Source organism: Hymenobacter sp. YIM 151500-1, from assembly GCF_025979885.1.
Classification (GTDB): Bacteria; Bacteroidota; Bacteroidia; order Cytophagales; family Hymenobacteraceae; genus Hymenobacter.
Genome location: NZ_CP110139.1, coordinates 531,845 through 549,140, shown reverse-complemented (window position 1 = coordinate 549,140; position 17,296 = coordinate 531,845). Strand labels below are relative to the sequence as shown.

Below are 17,296 nucleotides of genomic sequence, written 5' to 3'. Positions count from 1 at the left end.
CAGCAGCGCGCAAAAATACAACCATTATCGGAGCCGTGCGGAAATGAGTGAATGAGTGAATGAGTGAATGGGTGGATGAGTGGATGTAGTGGAACGTCATGCTGAGCGGAGCCGGAGGCGAAGTCGAAGCATCTCTACCGCTGGCTAACTCCAATCGTGCGGACGAAGCAATCATCTGCGACGAAGTGGGAGAGATGCTTCGGCTGCGCTCAGCATGACAGGACCACTACAACGAAGCGGTAGAGATGCTTCGACTCCGCTCCGCTGCGCTCAGCATGACACTCCCCAGCATGGCCCGCAACGGAACCGCTACAAACATATGATGACAGTTGCCACCACAACGTCAGCGCACCAGATGCTTCTTCTCCGACTTCATTCTGGCTTGATGTGCCACATCCTCAGCATAATCGGCTGCTTGTCACCTGTTACCTGATTACCATTCACCCCAGCATCCCAGCCTTCTTTCTCACTACCCAAAAAATATTTTCATCAAGTACCTTGCGTTGCATAGTACCTTTAGTTACCTTTGACTTATTCTTCACCGATATCTGCCTCAGCCCATGAAAGTCGAGAACACCCAAGTGCAGATGCGGAAGGGCATCCTGGAGTTCTGCATTCTGGAAATCATTGCCCGCGGGGAGGTGTACGCGTCGGACATGCTCGAAGAGCTGACCCAGGCCCGCATGATTGTGGTCGAGGGCACGCTCTACCCGCTGCTCACGCGCCTCAAGAACGCCGGCCTGCTGGACTACACCTGGAAGGAATCTACCAGCGGCCCGCCCCGCAAGTACTACACCCTCACGGCGGCCGGCCAGGAGTTTCTGCACCAGCTGCGCCTGACCTGGGAGGAAGTCCAGGACTCCATCCGCATCATCCGCCAGAAGCCCCACGCCAACGGCACTGCCCTCACCGCGCCGCAGCCCTGACCTGCTGCCGCTTCCCTCTTGTTTTTCCCGAATTGTTGCAGCACCGAGATGAAAAAGAACATCAGCATCAACCTTCAGGGCATCATCTTTCACATTGAGGAAGATGGCTACGACGTGCTCAGCCGCTACCTGGCGGAAGTAAAGGCCCACTTCAGCGGCTACCGCGGCCACGAGGAAATTGTGGCCGACATCGAAAGCCGCATTGCCGAGCTGTTCGCCGCCCGCCTGTCCAGCGTCAAGCAGGTGATTACCCTGGAAGACGTGGAGGCTATGACCGCCAAAATGGGTCGCGTGAGCGACTTCCAGACCGCCGACGAAGCCGAGGACGACGAAGAAACCCTGGCCGCCGCCGTAGCCACTGGCTCGGCCCAGGGCACTTACACGGGGGCCGGTGCCGCGGGCTTCGCCGCCAGCGCCACCACCACGGCCACGGGTGCCGCCGAGGAGCCCAAGCGCCTCTTCCGCGACATGACCAACCGCAAAATTGCCGGGGTGGCTGCCGGTATTGCCCGCTACTTTGCCGTCAATCCGCTCTGGATTCGGCTGGGGTTTCTGGCGCTGCTGTTCATCAAGCCCCTGGTGCGCAGCATCATCGACTTCGACGACAACGTGGTGCGGTTTGAGGGGATAGACCTGGGCGGCCTGGCCGTACTCACCTACATCATCCTCTGGATAGCCCTGCCCAAGCGCTATGACACGCCCCCGGCCGACGATGACCCGTCCTATAAAAAGCTCTACCGCGACACCGACAGCGGCAAGGTGGGCGGGGTATCGGCGGGGCTGGCGGCCTACTTCAACGTGGACGTGGTGCTCATCCGGATTCTGTTTGTGGTGGGTCTGTTTGTGGGCGGCTTCGCGTTTCTGCTCTACATCTTGCTGTGGATAGTGGTGCCGGAGGCCAAAACGGCCTCCGACCGGCTCCGCATGCGCGGCGACGCCGTTACGCTGTCGGCCCTGGACTCCAACCTGCGCAACAGTGCTGGCGGCCCCGAGGATGGGGCGGTGAACAACCGGCCCGTGGGCACGTTTCTGGAGAATTTCTTCACCAACATCCGGCCGCTTATCAACTTTCTGGGCTCGGCCATCCGGGTCGTAGCCGGGGGCGTGCTGGTGCTAACGGGTTTTTCGCTGCTGCTAGCCATTACCATTATGCTGGGCGTGGGCGTGGGCATGATTTCCGCCTCCGATAACCTCGACTTTGGTCCGCTGCAACCCTTTATTCTCTTCAATGACATTTCGCCCTGGGCAGTGCTGAGCTTTTATTTGCTCACGGCCATTCCGGCCCTGGCCCTGTTGCTCTCTGGCCTGGGGCTGCTACTGCGCCGCACCATTCTGAACCGGACGGCCTCGCTGACGCTGCTGGGCCTCTGGCTGCTGGGTGTAGTAGGTTCCTCGGTGGCGGGCACCCGCATTGGTCGCGAGTTTCAGCGCGAGGCCGAAGTAACCCAAACCACTACCCTCGGTGGCCTCACCCGGCCCACGCTTATTCTGGAACGCCGCCAGCTCGATAATGACAGGTGGGTTGACCTGGACATTGTGGGCATTGACAGTGCCCAGGCGCCGCGGCTGGAGCGCACCATCTCGGCCAAAGGCTCTACCGATTCGCTGGCCCGGCGCACGGCCGCTACTTCTACCCTGCACACGCTGCGCGTGCTCAACGACTCTACCCTGAGCGTGGACGACCACTTTACTTACCAGCCCAGCGCCCGGTTCCGCGACCAGGAAATGCAGCTGCGCCTGCTCATGCCCCGCGACCGGACCTTCCGCATGACCGAACAGTTTGCCGATTGGCTCAACGGCGAAGACTACGTGAACGGTCGGGGCCCCTACCACCCCGAAAACCAACTGTTCCGGATGAAGGGCAACAAGGTAGAATGCGTAAACTGCACCGAAGCCGACCTGCGCGGCGGCCCTGATGATGCAAGCAACGAGGACCGTGACGACTACGACGAGGGGCGCGCTGACTCAGACGTTAGCCTGAACTTCGGCGACATGGAGTCCTTCAGCACCGACGAAAGCACCTACGGCTCCGAGCGCCAGCGCTTCGACGAGACGGATTTCGACCAGGTTAGCGTCGTGGGTCCGTACCGGGTGGTGGTGCGCCAAGGCAGCAGCTACAGCGTGAAGGCCGCCGGCCGCGGCCGGGCCCTGCGCGACCTTCGGGTAGAGCGCGACGGCCGGGAGCTGACCATCCGGCCCCGCAACCGGGACCTGTTCGATTCGCGGCGGGACTCCGATGAGCCAGTGCTCGTCACCATCGAAACACCCGAGCTCAACGACCTGGAGCTGATTGGCGGGTCCCGCGCCCAGGTGAGCGGCTTCAACTCCGGCGACCTGCGCGTTCAACAGGCCGGCGGCAGCCAGCTTCGGCTTCAGGGCGAGCTGAGTGAGTTGCGCCTGGAGCTGGCCGGGGGCTGCCGGGCCGCCCTGCAAGGCCGCGCCGACAACCTGCGCATCGAGGGTGCCGGGGGCTGCGCCGTTGCCGGTGCCGACTTCACCGCCCGCCGCGCCGACGTGGACGTGGTGGGAGCCAGCAAAGTGCGCGTGCACGTGACCGAGGAGCTGGAAGCTGATGCCGTAGGCGCAAGCGTGGTGGAGTACAGTGGCCGCCCCCGTACCGTCCGCCGCGAGGCCGTGGGAGCTGCTGCCGTCCGATCCGTTGAGTAGCCGCCACGGCGCTGCTACCAACTTATGGCAACATAGCAGCATAGTGGTACGCTGATTGCTGTGCGACAACCCGGTTGTGCTCCGGCCCCTCTACCGTTCAGCTGCAACCATTTGAGTTGGCCTGGGTTTTTAGCATGCACAAAGCAATATATAGACAAGTGTTCTGTTAGCAGGCAACCCTTACTGCTTGTTTCGCATCAGAGGCTTCGGCACCTGATACCAATATGGGTCTAACTAGTGAGTGAAAAGGTGAGACCCGAAGGAAGCTACCGGCCTACCCCCCTGCTGCAACAGGAAGGCCGGAGCTTCCTTCTTTTTTTGTGAATGAGTGAATGAGCAAGTGAGTAGATGAGCGAATGGGCAACCCCAGCGGGGCGGCATGTTGGTAGTAAAGCCGAGTGAGAACAAGCAAGCCCCAGCGGGGTGACACAACCGTCTGATGACGTCAGGTGTCGCCCCACTGGGGCTTTGACCATATAGTACCTGCTGATATCTACCGATATGCCGCCCCGCTGGGGCTGCCCATTCACTCATCTACTCACTTGCTCATTCACGCATCTACTCATTCACTCATTCACTCACTCGCTCATTTCCACCGGCGCCAGGCCTTTTTGCTTGCCTAGCTCCAGCAGCAGCGGGAAGGCGTCTTCGTACTCGTTGCGGACCTTGCCGTCGAGGATGGCTTCGAGCACGGCGTCTTTGAGTTGGCCCACTTCCCGCGAAGGTTTCAGGCCGAAGGTCTGCATGATGACCTCGCCGGTGATGACGGGCTTGAAGTTGCGCAGGTGGTCTTTCTCTTCTACTTCGCGCAGCTTCTCCTCTACCCGCTCGAAGTTGCGCAGGTAGCGGGCTTTCCGGTCGTGGTCCTTGCTGGTGATGTCGGCCCGGCAGAGCAGCATGAGCCGGTCGATGTCGTCGCCGGCCTCGAACAGCAGGCGCCGCACGGCCGAGTCGGTTACAATTTCCTTGACCAGGGCAATGGGTCGCAGGTGCAGGCGCACCAGCTTCTGTACTTGGCGCATTTCCTCGCCCAGCGGCAGCTTCAGCTCCTGAAAAATGCCCGGCACCCAGCGCGCGCCCTTGTCCTCGTGGCCGTGGAAGGTCCAGCCCACGCGCTTGTCGTAGCGCTTGGTGGCGGGCTTGGCGATGTCGTGCAGAATGGCGGCCCAGCGCAGCCACAGGTCGCCGCCGGCCGCCACCACGTTGTCGAGCACTTGCAGGGTGTGGTAGAAATTGTCTTTGTGCGCGTGCTGGCCCACTTTTTCCACGCCTTGCAGCTGGGCCATCTTGGGAAAGATGAGGTGCAGCAGCCCGCTATGAAACAGCAGTTTGAATCCATAGCTGGGCTGGGGCGCCATAATAATCTTGTTCAGCTCAACGGTAATCCGCTCCTGCGACACAATCTTGATCCGCTCCTTGTTGCGGCCGATGGCGTCGAAGGTGTCGGGCTCGATGTCGAAGTCTAGCTGGGCGGCAAAGCGGATAGCCCGCATCATGCGCAGCGGGTCGTCGGAAAACGTAACGTCGGGGTCCAGCGGGGTGCGGATGGTGCGGCGCTGCAAGTCGCCCAGGCCGTCGTAGCGGTCCACCAGGGCGCCGAAGTTCTCAGGGTTCAGGCTCAGGCCCAGGGCGTTAATGGTAAAGTCGCGACGGGCCAGGTCTTCTTCCAGGGTGCCGGCTTCCACCTCGGGCTTGCGGCTTTCGGCCCGGTAGCTTTCCTTGCGCGCCCCCACAAATTCCAGCTCGATGTCGGGCGTGGGCAGCATGGCCGTGCCGAAGTTCTTGAACACCGTGACGCGGGGCCGGCCGGGCAGGCGGCGGCCCACCTCCTGCGCCAACCGGATACCGTCGCCCACGCACACTACGTCCACGTCCTTGCTGGGCCGGTTCAGGGCCAGGTCGCGCACATAGCCCCCAATGACGTAGGCAGGGTAGCCAAGCTCGCCAGCGGCTTCGGCAATGGTGTGGAATAAGGGCAAGTCGGGCAGTTGAGGCACTTTCATGAGTAGCGGAACAAGCAAGTAACGCGCGCAAAGGTAGCCACGAGCGGCAGCCCATGCTTGCTCCCCTCAAACTGCTTCCTACGCTTCCGCTTCCTACGCTTCCTACGCTGGCATCAGCAACGTAACCGGCAACGCCTGGCCAGATCAATGCCCAGTGTGCGTGGCTCCGCGCCTACAACTGGTGTCACTGGCTACGCTTCGAGCAGCGGCTACCCAAAGTCAACGATTTTTTCCAGGTCTTCGGCGGCTACGTGTTGGCGCAACGGCAGTTAACCTCGACATTTACCTTTCCGTGTTCTTCCTCTTATGTGTCGCGCCATGTGGCTTGCTGCCATCTTTTTTGCTTTACCGGCTTCGGCCCTGCTGGTGCGCCTGCTGCTGGGAGTACACATTGCCGCCGGCAGCATTGCCTTGCTGGCGGGGCTAGTGCCCATACTAGGCCGCAAAGGTGGCCGCTGGCACGTGAGAGCGGGCCGCCTCTACACGGCGTGCATGGGCGTGGTAGCGGCCACGGCCGTGGCGCTGAGCGCGGTGCAGCCACTTACCCAGGGGCGCCTTTTCCTGGCGGGGGTGGCCGTGCTTAGTTTTTACTTAGGCTTCACAGGGTGGCGGGCGGCCCGGCGCCATAGTGCCGCACCAACCACCCTGGACAAAGCCCTGGCTGCCGGCGCGCTGGTGGTGGGGGTGGTAATGATAAGCGCGGGCCTGCGTCTGCCGGCCATCCTGTCTGCCTTCTTCGGAGGTATACTGTGCCTGTTTGCGGGCCTGGATACCTGGCAGGCAGTCAGCTTCCGGTTCGCGGCCCCGCCCCACCCCTGGATGCTTCGGCACTTTACCCGGCTCGGCGGCTCCTATATTTCAGCCACCACAGCCTTCATTGTTGTAAATCTAGGCCGCTGGCTGCCAGCAGATTCTCCCGCCTGGCTGGGGCTGGCGGGCTGGTTGCTGCCCACTTTCATCGGCAGCTACCTGATAGCGCGCACCGTGCGGCAGCGGCGGGCCCAGCTGCCCGTAAGCTAGGCCTCGACGCTAGTCGCGGAGCACCTCCAGGCCACCGTCGGGCAGCACGCGCACCACCCGCGAGGGTGCGGCGCGAGTAGTGTCGTCCTGGCGCCAGCTCACCACGTAATCGGCCCCGCGCACGATGGCCGGGTCTATTTCGGAGTAGAGGGCCGGCGTGGGCTGCCCGCTGCGGTTCGCCGACGTTGACACTAGTCCATGGCCCAGGCGCCGCACTACCTGGTGGCAGAAGGCATCTTGCACCACGCGCAGGCCCACCGTGCCATCGGGGGCCAGCAGGTTGGGCGCCAGCCAGCGGCTGCCGGGCACCACGTAGGTGGTGGGGCGCTCCTGGGCGGCCAGCAGCACGGGTAAGTTGGGCGGCACCACGGCGGCGTAGCGGGCAAACATCTGCTCGTCGGCTACCAGCACAATGCACGCTTTCTCAGCAGGCCGGTTTTTGAGCGTGTACACCTGCTCCACGGCCTTGGGCAGCTCGGCGTCGCAGCCCAGGCCCCACACCGTATCGGTGGGGTACAGCAGCACCTGCTGCATCAGCAACGCATCCACAGCCGCGTCCACTTCTTCCCGGAAAAACTTGGTGCTCATCGGTAGTTGAAAAAAGCCCTGGGCCGCCGGGCCACGCACGGTGGCCCAGGGCTAGGATGCTATACATGAATGATGCTAAGGCACGAATAGAGCCGCCGCAAATTAGGTGGCCGCAGGGCCGGCATCCTGGCACAGCTCCACCAGCACGCCATTGGCACTTTTGGGGTGCACGAAGCACACCAGCTTGTTGTCGGCGCCGCGCTTGGGCTCGTCGTTGAGCAAGGTGAAGCCCGCCGACCGCAGCCGGCTCATCTCCGCCCGGATATCATTCACCTCAAACGCCACGTGATGAATGCCTTCGGGCTTCTTGTCCAGGTAGCGGGTTATGGCGCTGTCGGGCGAGGTGCCGGCCAGCAGCTCAATCTTTGAGCCTCCCACCCGAAAAAATACAGTATCCACGGCTTCGGAGGCAACGTGCTCCTGCTTGTACGGCTCCTGCCCCAGCAGCGTAGTATACAGCGCCGTGGCGGCTTCCAGGTTGCGCACGGCCAGGCCCAGGTGTTCGAGGTTGGTTAGCATAAATGACGAAAAAAGCGGGGCTACCGCATAGCGCGGCTTCTTTGGATTTGTTCTACTTTTGCGGAGCAATGTTAAACCTGTTCGCTGGTTTTTCTGTTCTACCTGCGAATAATTCTCCGCTGAAACTCAGACTCCGAGCCATGCTCAAGCTACCTATTTACCTCGACAACAACGCCACTACTCCGCTGGACCCGCGCGTGCTGGAGGCCATGATGCCGTACCTGACCGAGGTATTCGGCAACGCCGCTTCCCGCAACCACCCGTTTGGCTGGGCCGCGGAGGAAGCCGTAGACTACGCCCGGGAGCAGATTGCCAGCCTGATTAATTGCGACCCCAAGGAAATTATCTTCACCTCCGGCGCCACTGAGTCCGACAACCTGGGCATCAAGGGCGTGTTTGAGATGTACTCGCAGAAGGGCAACCACATTATTACGGCTACCACCGAGCACAAAGCCGTGCTTGACACCTGCAAGCACATTGAAAAGCTAGGTGGCCGCGTAACCTACCTGCCCGTCGACTCCGAAGGCCTGATTAGCCTGGAAGAACTGGAAGCCGCCATGACGCCCCAGACCATTCTGGTGACCATCATGTACGGCAACAACGAAACTGGCACCATTCAGCCCATCCGCGAAATCGCCAAAATTGCCCACCAGCACGGTGCCCTGTTCATGACCGACGGCACCCAGGCCGTGGGCAAGATTCCGGTGGATGTGCAAGCCGATGGCATCGACCTGATGGCCTTCACGGCCCACAAAATGTATGGCCCCAAGGGGGTAGGTGCCCTGTACGTACGCCGCAAAAACCCGCGCGTGAAAGTGACGGCCCAGATGGACGGCGGCGGCCACGAACGGGGTATGCGTTCCGGCACACTCAACGTGCCCGGCATTGTGGGCCTAGGCAAAGCCTGTGAGCTGTGCAAGCAGGAAATGGAAGCCGATACGCAGCGCCTCTCGGCCATGCGCGACCGGCTGGAGCGCGAGCTACTGACGCTGGAAGAAAGCTACGTGAACGGCTCCCGGGAGCACCGCCTGCCCCACGTTACCAATATCTCCTTTAAATACGTGGAAGGTGAAGGCCTGATGATGGGCGTGAAGGACCTGGCCGTATCATCAGGTTCGGCCTGCACCTCGGCTTCGCTGGAGCCCTCCTACGTGCTGAAGGCCCTGGGCCTGAGCGACGACCTCGCCCACAGCTCCCTGCGCTTCGGCCTGAGCCGCTTCACCACCGATGAGCAGATCGACTACGCCATCAACCACGTAAAAGAAGCTGTAACCAAGCTCCGCGAGATGTCGCCGCTATGGGAGATGTTCAAAGAAGGCATCGACCTCAACTCCATTGAGTGGGCGGAACACTGATTTCAGACCTAAGTACTGAGACATGAGAAGTGAGACTCTTGTTGTCCAAATTCGTTTTTAGTCTCACCTCTCCCTTCTAACTTCTCACCTCTACCATCATGGCTTACTCCGATAAAGTAATCGACCATTACAGCAACCCCCGCAACGTGGGCACGCTGGACAAAAGCAAAAAGAACGTGGGCACCGGCCTGGTAGGTGCCCCGGAGTGCGGCGACGTAATGCGCCTGCAAATCGAGGTGGACGAAGCCACCAACACCATCACCGACGCCAAGTTCAAGACCTTTGGCTGCGGCTCGGCCATTGCTTCGTCGTCGCTGGCTACGGAATGGCTGAAGGGCAAGACCGTGGATGAGGCGCTGGCCATCGACAACATGGAGATTGTGGAGGAGCTGGCCCTGCCGCCCGTGAAAATCCACTGCTCGGTGCTGGCGGAAGACGCCATTAAGTCGGCTATCAACGACTACCGCGTAAAGAACGGCCTGCCCGCTCTGGAAGAAGCGAAGTCGCACCATTAATTGGAAGTGAGATATGAGAAGTGAGAGGCGAGACTATCTGGGTCTGGCTTCTAACTTCTCATGTCTCATATCTCACTTCTCTAGCATGGACGTCACCTCCTCCGACGTACACGTGGAGAGTGCCCGGATTCAGCGGCAGATTGAAGATCATCTGGGCATGGGTCCGGGCAATCTGCTGTTTGAGTTCCGGCAGCTCGATAACCAGGTGCGGCTGGATCTGATTACCGTCAATCCGCGTCACCACCAGAGCTTTCTGTTTCGCTACGAGCTGGGTTACGACCGGCTGGATGCCCTGCGCAAGATGCTGGCCTACGTGCAGCAGTACCGTGACCAGGAAAGCTCGTATACCATTCAGTGGCGAGCCCGCGGCGAAAAGGAGTTGCAAACCTCTTACTTCCGGGCCCACAACGTGTACGAAGCTCTCGACAAGCTGTACTACGGCCGCGACCTGAACACCATCACGGTTTTCAGCGTCGTACTGAATCCAAGTTCCTAAAGCGGCTCATCGTGCTGCTTGCGGGTAGTAGCTCAGCTTGCGTCCTCTCACTTATGAACCAACTAACGGGCGGCTGTACGCCGTTCTTACGCGTATGATTACCGTTTCGGATAAAGCCAAGGAGAAGATTGAAAAGCTCATGCAGGACGCCGAGCTGGATCCTACCTACCGGTTGCGGGCCTCGGTGGCCGGCGGCGGCTGCTCGGGCCTGAGCTATAAGCTGGACTTCGACAACGAGGTAAAGCCCATGGACCAAGAATTCGAGGATAAAGGTGTACGGGTGGTAGTCGATATGAAGAGTTTCCTCTACCTGGCTGGCACCCAGCTCGATTTCTCCGATGGTCTCAATGGCAAAGGCTTCTATTTCGACAATCCGAATGCCTCCCGTACCTGCGGCTGCGGCGAGAGTTTCTCGGTGTAGCTACCAGCACCGGCGCTATTACATCTCACCAAAAAAGGTCTTCCGAATGGAAGACCTTTTTTGTTTGCAGTGCGCTTCTGCTCCCTGTGACCAATTTGTCAATAGTAGAGTCAACCAATCAAATTAAGTCCCAAGAAGGTTATAGTAGGCTTGGTAATCAAGATAAGACGCTCTTTGGCATCAATGTTAAGTAAAGAGTGAGCAGTAGTAATGTGGTGTTATAAGGCCTCGGGGACGATATAGAGCTGTAACCCTTAGCTACGTTGACCTGCGGTTTGCGTCGCTACATTGTTCTAAAACTGCCACAAAGCAGGGGCCATACTATCTGATCTATGTGCCAGCCCCTGTGCAATTATGCAGGTGGCTTCGTCATTCCTGTTTTCATAGGTGCTCAGCACCAAAGCACAAAAAAAGAGCTGCCTCAGGTGAGGCAGCTCTTTTAACGACAGAACCAAATTCCGATTAGTCCTTGATGACGCGGCGGGTTACTTGGCTGGCTCCCTCACCTACCGTAATCAGGTAGGAGCCGGCTTGCAGCTCACTCATGCTTACCCGGCCGGTGGCATCCAGCACTTGCTTGCGGATAACGCGGCCGGTCATGTCGGTAATCTGCACCTGCACACCGGCAGCCGAGCCCGGAACTTCAATGGTGAGCTGCTCATGCACCGGGTTGGGATACAGCTTCAGCTCACCAGCCGTCAGGTTGGCGATACTTACCGGAGCCGAAAACTCCGACTTGCCATTCACGTCAACCTGCTTCAGGCGGTAGTAAGAAGTACCAGCCAGCGGTGCATTGTCTACTGCCTCGTACGACGTGCGCACCGAGGTAGTGCCCTTGCCCTCACGGGTCAGAATGGTTTCAAAGGTGCGGCCGTCGCGGCTGCGCTGCACCTCAAAGCCTTTATTGTTCAGCTCCGAAGCAGTTTCCCAGTTCAGCTCCACCCGCTTGTTGCGCAGCTTGGCCGAGAAAGCCACCAGCGACACCGGCAGCGGAGGATTACCCGGAGCTTCGATGCCGGGAATCAGGTTTGGTACCGGTGGCTGCAGATAGTTGGTAGCATCCGGCACGCTGATGTTGAAGCTGTTATCAATGTTGTTGAACTCGAACGTGTAGAAGTAGTACGTCGTCGCCGGATTCAGGCCATCAATGGTAATCTGAATGTTAGCGCCCGAGTACACCACGTAATAACCCGGCGCAATCTGGTCACCCTGGCCGAAGGTCTGGTTGCCGGTGTTGTAGGTCCGGCCGTCGGCAGGCTGGCTGCTGGCAGGCAGCTGAGCAGAAGTACTTACTACAATCACCCGGCCTTCACCAAACCCGGCAGCGGCGTAGTTAGGCGGCAGGCTGAATTGTACCGTCGCCGTGTTGCCACTGCGCGAAACCGTAGCGGTGCTGCGCTGCGTGGGTTCTACGTCCAAAGATCGGCCCGACAGCAGGTTGTTGTTGCTGAAGGCTTGTATGCCTTGGTTAGAGAAGTCGTTGCTCTGGAATTGCAGGGTTGCCTGAGCATTGCCCAGATAGGTTGGCCGGTACCGCACGTAGACTGGCTGGTTAATCGAGTACGTGCCCTGGTTTGGCGTCAGCGTCACCGAGGTCGAGAAGTTGACGTTATCGGTCGACAGCTCGAACTGTGGTGTTTGCGAGGGGTTGAGCGGGTTATTGGCCTGAGCATACGAGATGGTAATGGGCACCCGCACCCGCTCAGCATTGATGTTCAGCGTCTGCGTAGCCGACAGCGTATTAATAACCGTCAGCTCCGTCGGCTGGAAGGCGTTCAGAATCTGAATCTGCGGCTCACTGGTACCCGACACCGAAATACCCTGGGATACGGCCGGGCTGCTCGAGTTGATAATCAGCGAGGAAGACGTCAGGGCCGACGGCGGCACAAAGCGGATGTACACCGTCACGCTCGGGTTGATGTCGTTACCGGCATTGCGGGCTACGATAATGCTGTTACCCGTAGTGGTAAGACCCGTAAAGTTCGGGTCCAGCGACACCTGGAAGTACTGCGGCGCCGTAACCGTTACGTCTTGCACCAGATTGGAAGCCCCCAGCTGATAGGACTGCGCAGCCGAAGGCACACCAGGCACAGTGGAGAACTGCTGCAACGTACCCGTGGTGTTGATTACCGAGTTGCCGCCGATGGAGTTGTTGGCCGTGATATTGATTACCACCGGATTAGCCGTGGTTTGCTGAGTACCGCCCGAGCTGGTAGCCGTGATATTACCCGCGAAGGCACCGGCCGGCACCGGCCCAACCAGCTGCACCTCAATCACGCGCTGCGAAACCGTACCGCCAGTGGGGTTGATGACCAGCGGACCATTCGTGAAGCTGCCGCCACTGGTGGCATCCCGGAACCTGATGTTGTTGCTCGAACCGGTCAGGACCAGCGGCGCCGTGAGGTTACCAGCATTGATTTGGAAAGACAGCGTTTGAGGAGCGCCAGAGCCACTACCCGAAATGGTGCCGAAGTCCAGCGTTGTGGGCGAGGCCACAATGAACGGACCCGAGGGCGGAGGCGTGGCCGTGCCACTCACATCCACACCAGCCGTCTGAGCGCCACCTGACGTTACCAGCACCTGGTCCTGATACGTACCGGGCTGGGTGGGCACGAAGCGCACGTCGATAGAAGTAGCGCCCAGCGTGCCGTTCGTGGGCGTTAGCGTAATAGGAGCCGTGCTGAAGTTGTTGGTGCCCTGCCGAATCTGGAAGCCCGTGGGCGGAGTTACCACAACGGGGTTGGAGAGGTTGCTGCCCGATACCGTGAAGGACTGGGGAGCCGAGCTTTGGCTTACCTGTACGGTACCAAAGTCGGGTAGCACCGTCGGCGACACTGTCAGTACGGGAGCCGGGGCCACGCCCGTGCCGGAAACGGCCACGGTGCGGGTTTGGGCACTATTGCTGGTGAAGGTAATGGCACCGTTGAAGGTCTGAGCGGCCGTCGGGGCAAACACCACTTCGATAACGGTAGAGGCCACAGAGCCGCCGCTAGCGGGCAAGGTGAGCGAAGAGCCGTAGGCATTGCTGCCCGTACGAATCAGGTAGCCGCTCGGCGCTGTTACCACAACGCTGCTGGTCAGGTTCTGGCCGCTTACCGTAACAGTTTGCGGGGCGCTCTGGGTACCCGTGCCGGTATTGTTGAAAATCAGCGTCGTGGGCGACACATTGATAGTAGGAGCGGCCGCTGCCGTCAGGGCCACGTCGTCGAGGCGGTACTGGATGGTGTTACCGGCCGTACGCGTAAACCGCACCCGCAGGTTGTTTACCAGCGGAATGGTAGAGGTAATCCGATACTGATTGAACGTGAAGTTGCCCGTGTTGGGGTTGGGCACCGGCGTCGTGTTCGACGTTACTGCCACGTAGCTGGCCGGCGAGTAGTTGGTGCCATCGGCGCTGAACTCCACCGTAAACTGGGCGTTGAGCGTGGCAATGGCAGAGCCAGCCGGAGCATACAAGCCAAACGTCAGCTCGGGCGAAGTCAGCGCTGCCGTGTTGATGTTGGCAATCTGGAAGGTGTAGGGCGGGTTATCCGGCAGCGTCGGGCCGCTGTTGCCGCTCTGGAAAGCAGGACCGAAGAAGATAGTGTTACCACCCGAAGCCCCAGGATAAAGGCCGGTAGAAACGGCCGTGGTGCTGCTCGCCAGCACAGCTGTGCCCGAGTATACAAAGCCCCGCTCCGTATCATTGTCGAAGCCACCGCGCCCATAATAGGAGCCGATGGATTCCCGCGACAGCGCAGTATTGCCCATGCCTTCGCTGAAGGTTTGGCCGAAGCTAACTACAGGTCCCAATAAGGTCCATAAGAAAACCGCTAACAGCCAAGGTCGGAAACCTTGACTGGTGGCCGGCAAGTATGAGTTTTTCATGAGTATGGAAAAAATGGGTTTACAGAAAGATGACTGGAAAGGCTGCTTGGCTTCACTTACGCTTCTTATTCAAGGTATTGCACCCGTAGTGTACCAGGGACAGGTACGGAAAACAAGCACAAATGGATTATAATTTTTTCTACATGCTGATATACTTATACAAGACTCATGTGTAGGGAGTCAAAAGGGTCAGTATAGTGTCACATATCATGCCAAAGCCCGTTATTAACAACTTATTATATAGTGTTTTATGAAAACAAAAAAGTATTCCCCAAACAACGATCTGACTGCCTTGAGCTGTTGCGCATAGCTGCTCTACGGCGCCGCAATATTACGGCGCCGTCCTTGCATAACCACTATTCCAATCCCGCTTAGAGGCTATTTGCGTTGTTTGTCGGGGTGCCAGACCAGTGTAGCGACGCGCCGCTTAATTGCCTTTATGGTGCCAAGCCGTTCACCAAACGATGCTTGTGCGGCTGCTTTACAAGGCTGTGCGCCCTCACCCGCAAGCCTTGCGGGGATAAGGGCGTACGTTGTGAGCGAGGCCGTTAGTATCAGCGCCAGTCCGGCCGAGTTCCGTTTTGAAACAAGCGGGTGCGGGCACTGCCGTTCAGCTCCGCCGTGTAGATGTCGGGGGTGGAGCCGGGCACGTTGTTTACTTGCACGAAGATGATTTTGGCTCCATCGGGAGAGTAGCGGGGCGCCACGTCATTGAAGCCCAGCGGCTTCCCTCCTACCCCCGTGGTGCTTGGGCCCGCTGAAACATCCACCAGGCCGGTGCCGTCAAGGTTCTGCGTGAAGATATGGGCGTTCAGCTGGCGCCCGCCGACGTCGTTGAAGCCATCCACGTCGCGGGTGTACACCACCCGGCGGCCGTCGATGCTGAAGGAGGGCGAATCCAGCCGGCCGGGCAGGTTACCGACCAGCTGCGTCATTCCGGAGCCATCGGCATTCAGCAGGTACAGCTCGGCATCGTAGGGGTTGATGCCGATGGTCTGCACCACGATGCGGTTGCCCTGGGCCGTCCAGTCGCACTCGCGGAAGTGGCGGTCGGCGGGGGCGGTGGCCAGGGTAATGAGGCCGGTACCGTCGCGGTTGATGCGGTAGAGCTTGTTGTAGCTGCTGTAAATCAGGTGGGCCCCATCCGGCGACCAACGGAAGCCGATGCCCTGGTTGAAGTAGCCATCCACGGGCAGCACCGAAATCTGGCGGGCGTCGGTGCCGTCGCGGTTCATGGTGTATAGCTGGAACAGGCCGGTGGCGTTGGAGGTGTAGGCTATCCGGTCGCGGTTGGGGTTGAGCTGCGGGGCAGTTTCGATGAATGGCGAGGTGGTGAGGCGCCGCAGATTGGTGCCGGCTTCGTCGGAGGAATAGATGTCGGTGTTGCCGTTTTCTTCGCGCACCAGCAGGAAGCGGTTGTCGGGCATGGGACGAGTCTGGAAGCTCCAGATGTCGGCGCGGGCGGTGCCGCCCGAGGCGGTCCGGGCCGTTACCTGCCAGTAGTACGTGGTGTTGAACTTCAGGCCCGACACCTGCACGGTAGTGTCTTTGGCATTGGTTAGCAGCTGGCGGCGGTCGGTGGAGTTGCTCTCGTAGAGCACCACGTCGTAGCGCACGGTGTCGGTGCGGCTGGGTAAGGGGCCCCGACTCCAGGTCAGGCGCAGGTCGGTAGGCTGGTTGGTGGCTTTGTCGGCCGGGTTTGGGCGGATGGGCGTGGGAGGCGTGGTTGCCGCGTTAGAGCGTTCCAGCAATACCGTAACCATGGCGGTTTGGCCTTCCGTGATGGTGACGTTAGCCGTTTCCTGCCGGTAGTCGGCGCGCTTGGCCGTAATGGCAACGCGGCCTTCGGGGGCTTGCGCAATGCTGAACTTGCCCTGAGCGTCGGTGACAAAAGAGCTGGTGGCCGGGTTAGTGGTAATGGCCGTGTTGGCGAGGGGTTGATTGGTGCGGGCATCCAGCACTTGCCCTTCTACCCGCCCAAAGCGCACGGGGTCAACGGTGTCTTCCTCACACGAGGAGCAGAAACCTGCGCACAGCAGCCACAAAACCCAGGCGACCCGCAGCCGGGTAACATAACAGGACATAAGGAGAGAAATGAAGAAGCAAGATTGGAGAGCAAGCCTTCTGCGGGCCAGGAAATAACATGGAGAGGCGAAGATACGCCGCTCAACTTTGCATTAAAAACTACAGGAATAAACTAAAAAAATACAACATGCCACGTGTAGTAGCTGGCCTCCTTACCGAAATAGGGCAGCCACCGTGTCGGTAGCTGCCCTACTTCAGGGTGCAGTTCGGAGCCCAGGCTACCTAGGGCCGGGCCGGACCATGTTCGATAACCACCCGCATGTTGCCGGTCATGCGTACTTCGTAGCCAACGGGCGTGTCGGCGCCGTTTTCGCGCTGGACCAGCTCATTGCGGTTGCCCAGCTGCTCAATTACATACTGGCGCTGGTCCACGTTCAGGTCCTGGCTAACCGAGTTCAGGTCGCCGTGCTGCCGAATGGCAGACTCAACCGCAGTGCCTTGCATGCGGCTGCTCACCTGGTTCTGGTTGCCGCGCTGCTCCACGGTCTGCACTAGGCCGTTGCCACGCTGCTCCAACTCCAGCACATTGGCCACCCCCACCTGCTGCAGCTGCACCAGGTTCTGCAAGTTGCCGGCAGTGGCAATCTGGCTGGCCTCGGCGCGGTTGTTGGCGCCTTGCTGAAGCAGCACGGCCTGGTTACGCAGCCCGGAGCCGGTGGGCAGCAGCAGTTCCCGCGTGTCGGCTTGGCTGCTGAGGCGCTGCACCAGGCCGGGAGCATCCGCTGGCTCGGTGGCCTCGTCTTGGTCGGCCTGCTGCGCCAGTAGGTGCTGGGGGCCGGCGCCCACCACTACCATGAGCAGCAGCAACAAACGAAACAACGAATTCATAAGAAG

The 17,296-nt window shown here is 59.9% G+C and carries 13 protein-coding genes; 7 read left to right on the top strand and 6 right to left on the bottom strand.

The genetic code is table 11. From position 1 onward, the window contains the following. Positions 1–560: 560 nt before the first annotated feature. Positions 561–926 (top strand): PadR family transcriptional regulator, encoded by a 366-nt coding sequence (locus OIS53_RS02170; protein WP_264680752.1) that lies wholly within the window; start codon positions 561–563, stop codon positions 924–926. 48 nt (positions 927–974) lie between these two features. Continuing rightward, the gene (locus tag OIS53_RS02165) at positions 975–3,593 is read left to right on the top strand and encodes a PspC domain-containing protein (protein WP_264680751.1); all 2,619 of its coding nucleotides are present in this window, start codon (positions 975–977) and stop codon (positions 3,591–3,593) included. Between the two features lie 578 nt (positions 3,594–4,171). Here the strand turns inward: OIS53_RS02165 and OIS53_RS02160 are convergent. Then, positions 4,172–5,596: a CCA tRNA nucleotidyltransferase gene (locus OIS53_RS02160; RefSeq protein WP_264680750.1), complete on the bottom strand. Its 1,425-nt coding sequence runs from the start codon at positions 5,594–5,596 to the stop codon at positions 4,172–4,174. A gap of 318 nt (positions 5,597–5,914) precedes the next feature. Between OIS53_RS02160 and OIS53_RS02155 the strand changes: the two genes are divergently transcribed. Beyond that, positions 5,915–6,616: a DUF2306 domain-containing protein gene (locus OIS53_RS02155; RefSeq protein WP_264680749.1), complete on the top strand. Its 702-nt coding sequence runs from the start codon at positions 5,915–5,917 to the stop codon at positions 6,614–6,616. 9 nt (positions 6,617–6,625) lie between these two features. On the opposite strand, the gene OIS53_RS02150 is transcribed toward OIS53_RS02155, so the two are convergent. Together OIS53_RS02150 and mce are read right to left on the bottom strand one after the other, a co-directional pair. Next, positions 6,626–7,204: an L-threonylcarbamoyladenylate synthase gene (locus OIS53_RS02150; RefSeq protein WP_264680748.1), complete on the bottom strand. Its 579-nt coding sequence runs from the start codon at positions 7,202–7,204 to the stop codon at positions 6,626–6,628. 102 nt (positions 7,205–7,306) lie between these two features. Then, the gene (mce, locus tag OIS53_RS02145; protein ID WP_264680747.1) at positions 7,307–7,723 is read right to left on the bottom strand and encodes a methylmalonyl-CoA epimerase; all 417 of its coding nucleotides are present in this window, start codon (positions 7,721–7,723) and stop codon (positions 7,307–7,309) included. Between the two features lie 140 nt (positions 7,724–7,863). Between mce and OIS53_RS02140 the strand changes: the two genes are divergently transcribed. The 4 genes from OIS53_RS02140 to OIS53_RS02125 all read left to right on the top strand — a co-directional run bounded on the left by OIS53_RS02140 (position 7,864) and on the right by OIS53_RS02125 (position 10,510). Continuing rightward, positions 7,864–9,078, top strand: coding sequence for an IscS subfamily cysteine desulfurase (locus OIS53_RS02140; protein ID WP_264680746.1), 1,215 nt, complete (start codon positions 7,864–7,866; stop codon positions 9,076–9,078). A 98-nt stretch (positions 9,079–9,176) separates the two neighbouring features. Then, a complete protein-coding gene (iscU, locus tag OIS53_RS02135) occupies positions 9,177–9,593 on the top strand; it encodes a Fe-S cluster assembly scaffold IscU (RefSeq protein WP_264680745.1) in 417 nt (138 codons plus the stop codon). Between the two features lie 85 nt (positions 9,594–9,678). Next, a complete protein-coding gene (locus OIS53_RS02130; protein WP_264680744.1) occupies positions 9,679–10,089 on the top strand; it encodes a hypothetical protein in 411 nt (136 codons plus the stop codon). 94 nt (positions 10,090–10,183) lie between these two features. After that, entirely contained in the window at positions 10,184–10,510 is a 327-nt protein-coding gene (locus tag OIS53_RS02125; RefSeq protein ID WP_264680743.1) for a HesB/IscA family protein, read from the top strand. A 462-nt stretch (positions 10,511–10,972) separates the two neighbouring features. Here OIS53_RS02125 and OIS53_RS02120 read toward each other — a convergent pair whose 3' ends face one another. From OIS53_RS02120 to OIS53_RS02110, 3 genes are all read right to left on the bottom strand, one after another. After that, positions 10,973–14,260 carry a T9SS type A sorting domain-containing protein gene (locus OIS53_RS02120; protein WP_264680742.1) on the bottom strand — a complete coding sequence of 1,096 codons (3,288 nt, stop codon included), beginning with the start codon at positions 14,258–14,260 and terminating at the stop codon, positions 10,973–10,975. Positions 14,261–14,931: 671 nt separating this feature from the next. Then, positions 14,932–16,461, bottom strand: a complete 1,530-nt coding sequence (locus tag OIS53_RS02115; RefSeq protein ID WP_264680741.1) for a carboxypeptidase-like regulatory domain-containing protein — start codon at positions 16,459–16,461, stop codon at positions 14,932–14,934. A gap of 223 nt (positions 16,462–16,684) precedes the next feature. Further along, positions 16,685–17,290 (bottom strand): hypothetical protein, encoded by a 606-nt coding sequence (locus tag OIS53_RS02110; protein ID WP_264680740.1) that lies wholly within the window; start codon positions 17,288–17,290, stop codon positions 16,685–16,687. Positions 17,291–17,296: the final 6 nt, after the last annotated feature.

Coding starts and splice junctions, on each gene's coding strand:
- OIS53_RS02170 (WP_264680752.1), top strand. CDS start 561: ATGAAAGTCGAGAACACCCAAGTGCAGATGCGGAAGGGCATCCTGGAG.
- OIS53_RS02165 (WP_264680751.1), top strand. CDS start 975: ATGAAAAAGAACATCAGCATCAACCTTCAGGGCATCATCTTTCACATT.
- OIS53_RS02160 (WP_264680750.1), bottom strand. CDS start 5,596: ATGAAAGTGCCTCAACTGCCCGACTTGCCCTTATTCCACACCATTGCC.
- OIS53_RS02155 (WP_264680749.1), top strand. CDS start 5,915: ATGTGGCTTGCTGCCATCTTTTTTGCTTTACCGGCTTCGGCCCTGCTG.
- OIS53_RS02150 (WP_264680748.1), bottom strand. CDS start 7,204: ATGAGCACCAAGTTTTTCCGGGAAGAAGTGGACGCGGCTGTGGATGCG.
- mce (WP_264680747.1), bottom strand. CDS start 7,723: ATGCTAACCAACCTCGAACACCTGGGCCTGGCCGTGCGCAACCTGGAA.
- OIS53_RS02140 (WP_264680746.1), top strand. CDS start 7,864: ATGCTCAAGCTACCTATTTACCTCGACAACAACGCCACTACTCCGCTG.
- iscU (WP_264680745.1), top strand. CDS start 9,177: ATGGCTTACTCCGATAAAGTAATCGACCATTACAGCAACCCCCGCAAC.
- OIS53_RS02130 (WP_264680744.1), top strand. CDS start 9,679: ATGGACGTCACCTCCTCCGACGTACACGTGGAGAGTGCCCGGATTCAG.
- OIS53_RS02125 (WP_264680743.1), top strand. CDS start 10,184: ATGATTACCGTTTCGGATAAAGCCAAGGAGAAGATTGAAAAGCTCATG.
- OIS53_RS02120 (WP_264680742.1), bottom strand. CDS start 14,260: ATGGGCAATACTGCGCTGTCGCGGGAATCCATCGGCTCCTATTATGGG.
- OIS53_RS02115 (WP_264680741.1), bottom strand. CDS start 16,461: ATGTCCTGTTATGTTACCCGGCTGCGGGTCGCCTGGGTTTTGTGGCTG.
- OIS53_RS02110 (WP_264680740.1), bottom strand. CDS start 17,290: ATGAATTCGTTGTTTCGTTTGTTGCTGCTGCTCATGGTAGTGGTGGGC.